8 protein-coding genes are annotated in these 12,797 nt (G+C 67.9%); 5 read left to right on the top strand and 3 right to left on the bottom strand.

Features of this window, described 5'->3' with window-relative positions; translation table 11 throughout:
* The first annotated feature begins 7 nt into the window (after positions 1-7).
* The 3 genes from purU (at position 8) to ACFTR6_RS04925 (ending at position 4,320) form a co-directional block, all read left to right on the top strand.
* Positions 8-976, top strand: coding sequence for a formyltetrahydrofolate deformylase (gene purU / locus ACFTR6_RS04935; protein WP_377957086.1), 969 nt, complete (start codon positions 8-10; stop codon positions 974-976).
* Positions 977-1,011: 35 nt separating this feature from the next.
* Positions 1,012-3,519, top strand: a complete 2,508-nt coding sequence (locus ACFTR6_RS04930; RefSeq protein WP_377957085.1) for an FAD-dependent oxidoreductase — start codon at positions 1,012-1,014, stop codon at positions 3,517-3,519.
* Between the two features lie 240 nt (positions 3,520-3,759).
* The gene (locus tag ACFTR6_RS04925) at positions 3,760-4,320 is read left to right on the top strand and encodes a DUF2231 domain-containing protein (protein ID WP_377957084.1); all 561 of its coding nucleotides are present in this window, start codon (positions 3,760-3,762) and stop codon (positions 4,318-4,320) included.
* Here the strand turns inward: ACFTR6_RS04925 and ACFTR6_RS04920 are convergent.
* Positions 4,317-4,679 (bottom strand): cupin domain-containing protein, encoded by a 363-nt coding sequence (locus tag ACFTR6_RS04920; RefSeq protein ID WP_377957083.1) that lies wholly within the window; start codon positions 4,677-4,679, stop codon positions 4,317-4,319. The two genes, ACFTR6_RS04925 and ACFTR6_RS04920, sit on opposite strands and share 4 nt — an antisense overlap.
* A 169-nt stretch (positions 4,680-4,848) precedes the next feature.
* On the opposite strand from ACFTR6_RS04920, the gene ACFTR6_RS04915 reads away from it, so the two are divergent.
* Both ACFTR6_RS04915 and ACFTR6_RS04910 read left to right on the top strand, forming a co-directional pair.
* Complete coding sequence (locus tag ACFTR6_RS04915) at positions 4,849-5,424, top strand: hypothetical protein (RefSeq protein ID WP_377957082.1); 576 nt, start codon at positions 4,849-4,851, stop codon at positions 5,422-5,424.
* Complete coding sequence (locus ACFTR6_RS04910; protein WP_377957081.1) at positions 5,421-8,342, top strand: ATP-binding cassette domain-containing protein; 2,922 nt, start codon at positions 5,421-5,423, stop codon at positions 8,340-8,342. The genes ACFTR6_RS04915 and ACFTR6_RS04910 overlap by 4 nt, the downstream gene beginning before the upstream one ends.
* 19 nt (positions 8,343-8,361) lie before the next feature.
* On the opposite strand, the gene metH is transcribed toward ACFTR6_RS04910, so the two are convergent.
* Both metH and ACFTR6_RS04900 read right to left on the bottom strand, forming a co-directional pair.
* Complete coding sequence (gene metH / locus ACFTR6_RS04905) at positions 8,362-12,024, bottom strand: methionine synthase (RefSeq protein WP_377957080.1); 3,663 nt, start codon at positions 12,022-12,024, stop codon at positions 8,362-8,364.
* Between the two features lie 93 nt (positions 12,025-12,117).
* Positions 12,118-12,717, bottom strand: coding sequence for a TetR/AcrR family transcriptional regulator (locus ACFTR6_RS04900; protein ID WP_377957079.1), 600 nt, complete (start codon positions 12,715-12,717; stop codon positions 12,118-12,120).
* Positions 12,718-12,797: the final 80 nt, after the last annotated feature.

Below are 12,797 nucleotides of genomic sequence, written 5' to 3'. Positions count from 1 at the left end.
GAAAATCTTGTCCACAGTCCTTGAAGGCGCCCCCGCAGTCGCCTCCACCACCGCCGCCAACAGCGGCACTCCGGCAAAAGCCCGCGCTGCGGAATTTGTCCTCACCCTGGCCTGCCCGGAACGGCCGGGCATCGTCCGCGCCATCACAACCTTCCTGGCGGACCGCGGCTTCGACATCGTGGAGCACCAGCAGTTCGACGACCACGTCAGCGGCAACCTCTACCTGCGGACCGCCTTCACGCAGAGCGGCATCGCCGGCGACCAGGGTCCTTTCGCCAGGCTCGGTGAACCGGGCCAGCAGACGGCCGAGAGCCTGACCGCCGAGTTCGCAGCCATCGCCGGCGAGTTCGGCATGGACTTCAGCATCCACGACGGACGCCCGCAGCGGCTGCTGGTCATGGTGTCGAAGTTCGGCCACTGCCTGAACGACCTCATCTTCCGGTGGCGGGCCGGCAGCCTGGGTGCGGAGATCGCCGTCGTGGTTTCCAACCATGAGGACCTGCGGCCCATGGCCGAAGCGGCCGGGCTGACCTTCATCCACGTGCCCGTAACGGCAGCCACCAAGCCCGAGGCCGAGGCCCGCCTGCTGGACCTTGTGGCCGAATACGACGCCGACCTCGTGGTGCTGGCCCGCTACATGCAGGTGCTGTCAGACGACCTGTGCAAGAAGCTGCGCGGACGGGCCATCAACATCCACCACTCGTTCCTGCCCGGCTTCAAGGGTGCGAAGCCGTACCACCAGGCCTACGACCGCGGCGTGAAGATGGTGGGCGCCACGGCCCACTACGTCACCGCCGACCTCGATGAAGGTCCCATCATCGAGCAGGAAGTCTTCCGCGTGGACCACGCCCTCGACCCGGACGCGCTGGTGACAGTCGGCCGGGACGCCGAAACCCAGGCGCTCTCCCGCGCGGTGAAGTGGCACTGCCAGCACCGCGTCCTGCTCAACAACACCCGCACCGTCGTATTCCGTTAATTTTCCGCTAACGCGATCCAGGAGAAACACACACCATGAGCGCATCACCACGCGTCGTCATCATCGGCGCCGGCATCGTCGGCACCAACCTCGCGGACGAGCTGTCCAGCCGCGGCTGGACGGACATCACCGTCGTCGAGCAGGGTCCGCTGGAACTGGCCGGCGGTTCAACGTCGCACGCCCCCGGCCTGGTGTTCCAGAACAACCCGTCCAAGACCATGACGGAATTCGCCACCTACACCGTCAACAAGCTGCTCGCGCTGAGCAAGGACGGCGAGTCCTGCTTCAACCAGGTGGGGGGCCTGGAGCTGGCAACCACTCCCGAGCGCCTGGCCGACCTCAAGCGCAAGATGGGTGTGATGACCTCCTGGGGCGTCGAAAGCCGGATCGTCGACGCCGACGAATGCGAAAAGATCTACCCGCTGCTGAACACCGGCAAGCTCACCGGCGGCCGTGAGGTCCTGGGCGGCCTGCTCATCCCCACCGACGGCCTGGCCCTGGCTGCCCGTGCCGTGCAGCTGCTGATCGAGCGCTCCCGCGAGCGGGGCGTGACCTACCTCGGTTCCACCACCGTCACCGGCATTTCGCAGTGGGGCGGCAAGGTCACCGGCGTCGAGACCTCCTCCGGCGTGATTCCCGCCGACATCGTGGTCTCCTGCGCAGGTTTCTGGGGCCGTGAGCTTGGCAAAATGGTGGGCCTGGAGGTGCCGCTGCTGCCGCTGGCCCACCAGTACGTCGTCAGCACCCCCCTTCCCGAACTCGAGGGCGTCAACGAGCTTCCCAAGGGCGCCAGCAAGCCCATCCTCCGCTACCAGGACAGGGACCTGTACTACCGCGAATGGGGCGACCGCATCGGCATCGGCAGCTACGCCCACCGCCCCATGCCCGTGGACATGTCCGCACTGCCGAAGGTGGCGGCCGAGGAAATGTCCGACCACCGCATGCCCTCCCGCCTGGACTTCACCCTTGAAGACTTCGTGCCCGCGTGGGAGGACAGCCAGGACCTGCTGCCGGCACTGCGCAGCGCCGCGATCCAGGACGGCTTCAACGGCATCTTCTCCTTCACGCCCGACGGCGGCCCGCTTATCGGCGAAGCCCCGGAGCTCGCCGGCTTCTTCGTTGCCGAGGCCGTGTGGGTGACGCACTCCGCCGGTGTGGCCAAGGCTGTGGCCGAGCTGCTCACCGAGGGCCGGTCCCGCACCGACCTCCACGGCACCGAGCTCACCCGCTTCGAGAAGGTCCAGACCAGCGACGACTACGTCAGCGAGACCTCACAGCAGAACTTCGTGGAGATCTACGACGTCATGCACCCGCTGCAGCCTAAGGAATCCCCGCGGGACCTGCGCGTCAGCCCGTTCAACGTCCGGCAGAAGGAACTCGGCGCCTTCTTCCTCGAGTCGGCCGCCTGGGAGCGCCCGCACTGGTTCGAGGCCAACCGTCCCCTGCTGGACGAACTGCCGGAAGAGTGGCAGGCACCGGAACGCGAACCCTGGGCCGCCATGTTCTCCTCCCCCATTTCCGCAGCCGAAGCGTGGAAGACGCGCACCGCCGTCGCGCTTTACGACATGACGCCGCTGAAGCGGCTGGCAGTCAACGGCCCCGGCGCCCAGGAGCTGCTGCACCGGCTGAGCACCGGCAACATCGCCAAGAAGCCCGGCGCCGTCACCTACTGCCTGCTGCTGGAGCACGACGGCGGCATCCGCAGTGACGTCACCGTCGCCCGCCTCGGGGAGGAAGACTTCCAGCTCGGCGTGAACAGCAACGTGGACTTCGACTACCTGCGCGTTGAGGCCCGCAAGCAGTCGGCCGCCGATCCGGCCAAGTGGGCGCACGTCACCGACATCACCGGCAGCACCTGCTGCATCGGCCTGTGGGGCCCGCTGGCCCGCGAGGTCATCGGCAAGGTCAGCGCCGACGACCTCACCAACGATGGCCTGAAGTACTTCCGCACCAAGGAAATCAACGTGGGCGGCATCCCGGTCACGGCCATGCGCCTGTCCTACGTGGGCGAACTCGGCTGGGAGCTCTACACCACCGCCGAGTACGGCCTCAAGCTCTGGGACCTGCTGTTTGAAGCCGGCCAGGAGCACGGCATCATCGCCGCCGGCCGCGGTGCCTTCAACAGCCTGCGCCTGGAGAAGGGCTACCGCCTCTGGGGCACAGACGTGACCACCGAGCACCACCCCTACCAGTCCGGCCTCGGCTTCTCCGTGGCGAAGGACAAGGAAGGCTTCGTGGGGGCGGAGGCCCTGAAGGCCCTCAAGGAACAGCCCGCGGACAAGGTGCTGCGCTGCCTGACGGTCGACGACGGCACCTCCATTGTGCTGGGCAAGGAACCGGTGTTTGTGGGCGGCGTAGCGTCCGGTTACGTCACCAGCGCGGCGTACGGCTACTCGATCCGCAAGCCGATCGCCTACGCCTGGCTGCCTGCCGCTGTCTCCGAGGGCGACGCCGTGGAGATCGAGTACTTCGGCCGCCGCGTCGCCGCCACAGTCAGCGCCGAGCCGCTGTTCGACCCCGGCATGGAGCGCCTCCGCGGCTAACCCGCTTTGCGGGGCCGTCCTGACCTTCTTTGAAGCTGGGCCCACGACCGCAGGGTTCCCTGGCCGAGCTTGCGAGGTTAGGGGGCGGTTGGGGAACGACGGCGACACACCGGTAGATCCGGCGTGTCGCCGTCGTTCTTGGTTAAGAAAGGGTCAGGACGGCTGGCAGTTGCCGGGCACTGATCCTGTCCAGAGGTGGCACCCTGTCCAGAGCTGAGCCGAGGGCGTAGCGTGTGACCCGTGAATGAGTTGTCATTGCCGCAGCGCGTGGCCCGGGCGGTGGGCTCGAGCCCTGTCTCGGAAAAGCTGGCTACCGTCCAGGAGCTCCTCTACGGCCCGATACCGGCCTGGGCACGGCGCAGCCCGTTCCACACCGGCGTCCTCGGCCACTCAGCCCATCCCCCACTGACTGACGTGACAATTGGGTGCTGGACCGCCGCCTCCATTCTCGACCTGGCAGGAGGAACCCAGGCCCGGTCCGGGGCCACGCTTCTGGTGGGGGCCGGCCTGGTAGCGTCCGGGCCAACCTCTCTCGCGGGTGCCGGGGACTGGGCGGAGATGACCGGCGCCGAGCGCCGGATCGGGGCAGTACACGGTCTCGGGACCGACGTCGCCATCTTCCTGTTCCTCGGGTCCCTGGTCGCGCGGCTGCGCGGCCGGCATGGCCTCGGTGCGGGGCTTGGGCTCGCGGGGAATGCAGTCCTGGCGGGCGCCGGTTTCCTGGGCGGGCATTTGGCGCTCAACCGGGGAACGGCCCGAAGGACCACTGATGCCGACCTGGGGCTCCCCGGCCCAAACTAGACGGCGATGGTGACGTACTGCTTCTTGAAGTGCTCGTGGATGTCCCAGACCCCGCTCCAGCCGTTCGGGATCAGGACCATGTCGCCCGCCTTGTGGTCCACCCGCTCGCCGGCGTCGGAGACGAGGGTTCCCTTGCCCTCCAGCACCAGGATGACCTCGTTGACGCCCTGGCGGGCGGTTTTGAAGCTGCCCGGCGAGCACTCCCAGAATCCGAGGTCCACGCTGCTGGCGTTGACGGTGAGGGCGTTGACGGCCGCGTCCTTCGGCTCGGTGCCGTTGATGGCTGTTGGCTTGAGGACCAGGTCGCCGAGGGACAGGTTCTCCAGCGAACGGAGGACTTTTACTTGTGCGTTCGTCATGTGCTTCCTTTCATCATGCATGACGGTCATCATGCACACGGGGGGCGTTCATAATATGAACATTGCGTTCAATGTGGCACATGCGCTCACTTCGGTCAAGAGGGCCAAAGTAACGTCACACAACGCGAAGGCATCCGGTTCCGGGCAGGCAACGTCCTACCCTTAACAAGTGACACTGACTAAGATTCGCACCGCCGCCGCGAGCTCCCTCGCCGCCGCAGGTCTCCTGTTTAGCCTCGCCGCCTGCTCCTCGCCGGCCGCCACCCAGCCAACCGCTTCTGAAACGACTTCCACAGCAGCGGCTTCCACCAGCGCCGCCTCTGAATCCAGCGCGGCCACCGATCCCTGCGCCGGGGTGAAGGTGATCGTCGACTCGGGCGCCCTGAAGCAGGCTGCCGCCGACACATCCGTCTGCGTGCCCGTGGACGCGCCGACTCTCGCCTCCAAGGTGCTCGATGCGGCAAAGGTGAAGACCGAGGGCACCGACCAATACCCCAAGGAACTGGTGTGCCGGGTGAACGGCGTGCCCGCCGCGGACTTGGACATCACCCACAAGGGCGGCACGTACCGCGAGGAATGCAAGAAGATGCCTGCCGCCTTCGCCTACTGGTCCCTGTGGGTTAAGCCGGAATCCGGCCCCTGGGCATACGCGCAGGAAGGCCTCGCCACCCTGAAGGTCAGCCCGGGACAGAGCCTGGAGCTGCTGTACACGGTCGACGGCGCACCGGCCGCACCGACGGCGTGACCTTTCGACCCGCGCCGTTACGGGCAGGGGCGGCTCTCGCCGTCGTTTTCATCGCGGCGCGGGTCATCTACCGCATCCTTTTCAACGGGGCGGGCATTGGTGAGCCGGTTCTGTTCGACATACCGGCGATCCCGTTGCCTGCCCCGTATGCCCATGTGGTCCTCTTCGGGCCGGTTACGGCCCAGGGCCTGGAGGAGGCGGTCCTGTCCGCCCTGCCGATTGCCGGCTTGATCTTCGGCTTCGGCCTCCTCAACGCCTGCGTGGACGTGGCCCGTGGCTTCGTCGTCCTGGCCCGCGGCGGCCCCATGCAGGGCATGGCCCGGATGCTTGTGGTGGCCTGGGCAGCGCTCCCCGCGCTCTCCGACGCCGTGGGCTCCGTGCGCCTGGCTTTCCGGCTGCGGGGCGAACGCTTCGGACCCCGCGCGCTTGTTCCCGTGCTCGAGCGCACCCTCGAGCACGCCAGCCGGGTCGCCGCAGCCCTGGAGCTGCGGGGCTTCGGGAGCCGGGCACCGCTCCAGTCCGGCCTTCAGGCCGGCCGCGGCGATGAAGCACCGCTGCTCGTCCGGGACGCACAATTCAGCATTGGTGACGCGCGGGTCCGCGTCCCCAATTTCACACCGTCGAGCGGGTCCGTCACGGTGATTACCGGGCCGACCGGCTCCGGCAAGTCCACGATCCTGCGGGGCATCGCGGGCCTCCTCTCACACGTTGACGGCGGCGGCATTTCCGGCACGCTGTGCATCGCCGGAACGGACCGGGCCGCGACGCCGCCGCGGGACACCGCCCGCCTCATCGGCGTCGTACTGCAGAATCCGCGCGCCGCCTTCGCCACCACCCGGGTCCGCGACGAAATCGCCCTCGCCCTCGAACTGCGCGGCGTGGCATCAGCCGCCGCCAAGGCACGGGTATCGGAGGTCGCGGAGCGTATCGGGGTGTCGGCCCTGCTGGACCGGAACATCAGCACGCTTTCGGCGGGTGAAGCGATGCTCGTGGCCATCGCCGCCGCGGTTGTGGAGCACCCGGCCCTGCTCCTGGTTGACGAGCCCCTGGCCGACCTTGACGCCGCAGCTCGCGGCCGCGTCATCGCCGTGCTCAACGCCCTCGCCCGAGAGGCGGGCGTCTGCGTCATCGTGGCGGAGCACCGGGCGAAGCCGCTCGTACCTATCGCCGACTCCTGGTGGACCATCGACGACGGCACCCTGGTTCCCGGCGTCGCACCGACCGCTCCAGCCACGGCCGTTCCCCATCCAACGCCCGGGCAAGCAGCGGAAAACCCGGCGGAGCACGCACCCGTACTGACGGCGACGAAACTCGAAGTGCAGCGCGGGGGAAAGCCGCTGGTGCGCGACGCATCCTTCACCCTCCACCGCGGGGAAGTCGTGGCCCTGGTGGGGCCGAACGGAGCCGGTAAGTCATCGCTCCTTGTGGCGCTTGCCCTGGGTGAAGGCACGCTTGAGGGGACGCGCGTTGAAGGCGCAGCCGGCGGCGGGCGCGTGGCCCTCGTTCCGGACGCCTCTGACGACCTCTTCACCAGGGACACCGTAGCGGCGGAGCTCCGGGCGGCAGAGCGGCGCCACGCGCGTGACTCGCGGCGTTCAAGCCCGGGGCGTTCAAACCCTGTGCCTGCGGAATCACGCCTTGCCCGGCTGCGGGGAAATGCCCGGATGCCCATCGGGCACGAGCATCCCCGGGACCTCTCCGCCGGCGAGCGCAGGATCCTTGCCATCGCGCTGCAGACCATGGACGATCCCCAGGTGCTCCTGATCGATGAGCCGACGCGCGGCCTCGATCCTGCGGCGCGCACCGCAGTCTCGGCGGCGCTGCGGGCCGCAGCGGATGCCGGTGCGGCGGTCCTGATTGCCACGCACGATGTTGATTTCGCCCATGGCCTCGGCGCCCGGATCCTGCCGATGCACGACGGCGTCACCCCCTCATCAGTGTCGCCCAGCGCTGTCCTACCCGGCGCCGTCGAACCGCCTCTCCATGCTCCCCCGGAAGCAGCTACGGCGCTGACGGCCACCTCCCCGGCTGGCACAGGAGCGGCCGGCGCTGCACGGACACCTTGGGTCTCTCCCCAACCAATGGATATGCAGGGAAGGGCAAAAACCCGCCGGATCCGGATGCCACGGGCTGTCGAAGTTGCGGTACTTGCGGCAGCAAACCTCCTGGCTCTGGCCACGTTCTGCTGGCCGCTGCTCGCGACGGCCCTCCCGGAGGATGCTGCCGCCGCCACACCCTACGCGGCGCTGGCAATAGCGCCCCTTGCCGCCGTCGCCGTCGTGGTGTCCCTCGACGGCTCGGTGCGCTCCGCGCACACTGTCGCGTTGCTCGGCGTGCTGGCCGCCGTCGGTTCGGTGGTGCGGGTGGCGAGCACCGGCGTCGGGGGCGTTGAGGCAGTCTTTATTCTGCTGATCCTGGCCGGCCGCGCCTTCGGTGCCCGTTTCGGCCTGCTCCTCGGTGCCGCCACCATCGCCGTCTCGAGTGCGCTGTGGGGCGGTATCGGACCGTGGACGCCGTTCCAGATCTTCGCCTGCGCGTGGGTGGGCGCCGGGGCCGGCCTGCTCCCCCGCCGGGTGCGCGGCAAAGCGGAGCTGTGGATGCTGTGCGGCTACGGGGCCCTGGCGTCCTACCTGTTCGGCCTGCTGACGAACCTGTGGTTCTGGCCCTTCGCCGTCGGCGCCGGCACGGGCATCTCCTACGTCCCTGGCGCTCCGCTGGGCACCAACCTCAGCAGCTTCCTGCTCTACTCGCTCCTGACCTCCACGGCCGGCTGGGACACGCTGCGCGCCGTCACCACGATCATCGGAATCTGTGTGGTGGGGCGGGCGATCCTTGCCGCGCTGCGGCGGGTAAAGCCGGTCTCCGGCGGAAGCGGGCAGGCCATGCGGGCTCAAGCCACGCAGACCCTGTCCATCTAGGCCAAAGACCGGCTTCGCCTTACACCTTGAAGTACTTCGCCTCCGGGTGGTGGAAAACGAACGCGTCGGTGGACTGTTCGGGCTGGAGCATCAGCTCATCGCTCAGGATCACACCCATGCGCTCGGGACGCAGCAGCTCCACCACCTTGCGGCGGTCCTCCATCTCGGGGCACGCGGGGTATCCGAGCGAGAAGCGTGCACCGCGGTAGTCGAGCTTGAACAGTCCTGCCTTCTCCTTCGGTTCCTCGGCGGCGAAACCGAGCTCCGAGCGCACACGCGCGTGCCAGAACTCCGCGAGCGCCTCGGTGAGCTGCATGACCAGCCCGTTGAGCTCGTAGTAGTCGCGGTAGTGGTTCCCGGCGAACATTTCCGCAAGCACCTCGTCGATCTTGGCACCGGCGGTGACCAGCTGCACCGGCAGGACGTCGATCTGCCCTGATTCGCGCGAGCGCACGAAGTCGGCGAGGCACAGGTGCTTGTCGCGGCGCTGGCGCGGGAAGTCGAAACGCAGCCGCTCGGTACCGATCGGTCCTCCTGACCCACCGTCGGTGGCGAGCAGGCCCGGGGTGCCGAGCACGCCGTCGGGATCCTCCGCGTGGTGCAGCACCACCACCTGTTCCCCTTCGGAAACCACCGGGAAGTAGCCGTACGCGACGGACGCGTCGAGCATTCCCTCGGCAAGGATGCGGTCCAGCCAGTACCGCAGGCGCGGCCGGCCCTCGCGTTCCACCAGTTCCTCATAGGTGGCGCCGCCCTCGCCGCGGCCGGGCTTCAGCCCCCACTGCCCCATAAAGGTGGCACGCTCATCCAGGAAGGCCGCGAAGTCGTGGAGCGCAACACCGCGCACGATGCGCGTACCCCAGAACGGCGGCGCAGGCACAGGGTTGTCGGATGCCACGTCGGAACGGCCGGGCATCGCCTCCGGCTCGGTCACGGTGAGCTTCGCGCCCCCGCGGTGGATGCGCTTCTTCAGCGGCGGAAGGCCGACGTCATCCGGCGACTCGCCGCGGGCCACGCGGACCAGCGGTTCCATGAGGCCCAGGCCTTCGAAGGCGTCCTTGGCGTACCTGACCACGCCGTCAAACTGCTCCGCCAGGTCCTGCTCCACGTAGGCGCGGGTCAGGGCCGCCCCGCCGAGGATTACCGGCCACTTCTTCGCCAGGCCGCGGGACTGCAACTCCGCGAGGTTCTCCTTCATCACCACCGTGGATTTCACCAGCAGCCCGGACATACCGATCACGTCGGCGTCGTGCTCCTCCGCGGCGGCGATGATCTCGGCGATGCCCTGCTTGATGCCGATGTTGACCACGTTGTAGCCGTTGTTGGTGAGGATGATGTCCACGAGGTTTTTGCCGATGTCATGCACGTCGCCGCGGACGGTGGCGATCACCATAGTGCCCTTGCCCGAGGAGTCGGACTTCTCCATGTGCGGCTCGAGCAGGGCTACCGCGTTCTTCATCACCTCGGCGGACTGCAGCACGAACGGCAGCTGCATCTCGCCGGCGCCGAAGCGTTCGCCCACCACCTTCATGCCTTCGAGCAGGTGGTCGTTGATGATGCCGAGCGCGGTCATGCCCTCGCTCCGGGCCAGGTCGAGGTCCTCTTCGAGGCCCTTGCCTTCGCCGTCGATGATGCGCCGCTGCAGGCGTTCACCGGTGGGCAGCGCGGCGAGTTCCGCGGCGCGCTGGTCCTTGAGGGCTGCGGTGTCGACGCCGGCGAAGAGATCCAGCATGCGGGCCAGGGGGTCGTAGGTGGTGTTGCCGTCGGCGTCGTATTCGCGGCGGTCCCAAACGAGGTCCAGGGCCACTTGGCGCTGCTCTTCGGGCAGGGAGGCGAGCGGCACGATCTTGGCGGCGTCGATGATGCCGCTGGTCAGTCCTGCCTGCACGGCCTCGTGCAGGAACACGGAGTTCAGGACGATGCGGGCGGCAGGGTTCAGGCCAAAGGACACGTTGGAGACGCCGAGCGTGGTGTTGATGCCGGGGTACTTCGCAGTGATCTGGCGGATCGCCTCGATCGTTTCGATGCCGTCCCGGCGCGTCTCCTCCTGGCCGGTGGCGACGGGGAAGGTCAGGCAGTCGACGATGATGTCCTCAACGCGCATCCCCCATTCGCCCACCAGTTCGTCGACGAGGCGCGAGGCGATGGCCACCTTGCCGTCTGTGGTGCGCGCCTGGCCGTGCTCATCGATGGTCAGGGCGATCACGGCGGTGCCGTGTTCCTTGACGAGCGGCATGATGCGCGCGAAGCGGCTGTCCGGGCCGTCACCGTCCTCGTAGTTGACGGAGTTGACCACCGGGCGGCCGCCGATGAGTTCGAGGCCGGCCTGCAGGACGGGCGGTTCGGTGGAGTCGATGACGAGCGGGAGCGTGGAGGCGGACGCGAAGCGCGAGACCACCTCCTTGATGTCGGCGACGCCGTCGCGCCCCACGTAGTCAATGCAGACATCGAGCAGGTGCGCGCCGACGCGGATCTGCTCGCGGGCGATATCCACACAGTCGTCCCAGCGCTCTTCAAGCATCGCCTGGCGGAACGCCTTGGAACCGTTCGCGTTGGTGCGCTCACCGATGGCCAGGTAGGAGGCGTCCTGGTCGAACGACACGTGCTGGTACAGGGAAGCGATGCCCGGGTCCTGCTCGGTGGGGACGCGGGCGGTGCCGTTCCCGCTGCCGGCGGCAGTGCCGCCGTCGGGCGCGTTGCTTATGGTGCGGAAGGGGGCAAGACGTTCGACGACGGCGGCCATGTGCTCCGGCGTCGTACCGCAGCAGCCGCCCACGAGCCCCAGGCCGAACTCCCGCACGAACTGTTCGTGGGAGGCGGCGAGTTCGGCAGGCGAGAGCGGGTAGTGCGCGCCGTCGGCGGTGAGCACCGGCAGGCCGGCGTTGGGCATGCAGGCGATCGCGACGGAGGACTGCTTGGAGAGGTGGCGAAGGTGCTCGCTCATCTCGTCGGGGCCGGTGGCGCAGTTCAGGCCGATGGCGTCGACGCCGAGCGGTTCGAGCGCGGTGAGCGCGGCGCCGATTTCGGAGCCCATCAGCATGGTTCCGGTTGTTTCGACGGTCACCTCGACGAAGATCGGGAGGCGGATGCCGCGGGCCACGATGGCCTGCTTGCAGCCGTTGACGGCGGCTTTGGTCTGCAGGAGGTCCTGGCTGGTCTCGATGAGGAATGCGTCCGCTCCCCCGTCGATGAGGCCTTCGGCCTGCAGGGCGAACGTCTGCTTGAGGTAGTCGTAGCTGGTGTGGCCGAGGCTGGGGAGCTTGGTGCCCGGCCCCATCGAGCCAAGGACCCACCGCATCCGGCCGTCCGTTTCTTCTGCCGCCTCGGCACGCTCGCGGGCGATCTTCGCGCCCTTCAGCGCGAGTTCGGCGATGCGGTCGTCGATGCCGTAGTCGGAGAGGTTGGACCAGTTGGCGCCGAAGGTGTTGGTTTCCACCGCGTCGATGCCCGTGGCGAAGTACGCGTCGTGGATGTCGGCGATGACGTCCGGGCGGGTGTGGTTGAGGATCTCGTTGCAGCCTTCCAGGCCCTGGAAATCCACCTCGAGCGACAGCTCGCGGCCCTGCAGCATGGTGCCCATCGCACCGTCGGCGATGACGACCCGGTGGTTCACGGCGTCCAGGAGTTCCTGCGAACGGGCAGGGCGGGCGACGGATTCTATATCAAGAGCAAAACGAGGCATCTAAACAGGTTACGGGCGAGTCGCCGAAACATTGCTTCGTGTGTCCGTGTGCTACGACGGCGGGTGGCCTGCTGTCCTTCAAGCCGCCTCCGGTCAGGACCGGCGGCTGTCCATGAGCAGCGCGGCCATGGCCTTGGCGCGGGCAGCGGCGTGGGGGTCACCTTCGGCCGCAGCAACAATCGCTCCCTTGAGCAGGATGTGGATGGACCAGGCGAAGTCGTCGGGGTTGTCGAGGCCAGCGGACTCTGCAAGTTCTGCGATCTCCTGCCGCGTCTTGTCCAGGTACTCGATGCTCACCTTGCCGAGGGGATGCTCGGGGCCCATTTCCATCATCACGTGCAGGAACGAGCCGACCTGCGCCGCGCCTTGGCGGAACCAGTCGTCGAAGACGTCGAAGATGGTCAGCACGGCTGCCCCATCGCTGGTCCCATGCCGGGCGATTGCCTCCTGGATGGCTGCCGTCCGTTCCAGGTACCACTGCTCAAGGAAGGCCAGGACGACGTCGTCCTTGGAGGGGAAGTGCCTGTAGAAGGTTGCCTTGGCCACTCCTGAAGCACGGATCAGCTCGTCGACACCCACATCGCGGATCCCGCGGCGGGCAAACAGCTCATAGGCGACGGCAACAATCTTCTCCCGAGGCCCGTCCGCCGCAAGGCGCTTGGGCTCCTCGGCCCGGCTCTCTGGGGTCTGCACACACGGATAATACATCGTCTCGATGCACGTAGACAGACCGTTCTGTCTACGCCTACAGGACTGGGTCAGGCCGCCAGTAG

The organism is Arthrobacter sp. NPDC057009 (genome assembly GCF_042673905.1).
Taxonomy (GTDB): Bacteria; Actinomycetota; Actinomycetes; order Actinomycetales; family Micrococcaceae; genus Arthrobacter.
Note: the sequence above shows the minus strand (reverse complement) of the source record. Positions and strands in the feature narration are given on the sequence as shown.

Excerpts from the sequence above, each read along its gene's own strand:
- ACFTR6_RS04930 (WP_377957085.1), top strand. The coding sequence starts at position 1,012 with ATGAGCGCATCACCACGCGTCGTCATCATCGGCGCCGGCATCGTCGGC.
- ACFTR6_RS04920 (WP_377957083.1), bottom strand. The coding sequence starts at position 4,679 with ATGACGAACGCACAAGTAAAAGTCCTCCGTTCGCTGGAGAACCTGTCC.
- metH (WP_377957080.1), bottom strand. The coding sequence starts at position 12,024 with ATGCCTCGTTTTGCTCTTGATATAGAATCCGTCGCCCGCCCTGCCCGT.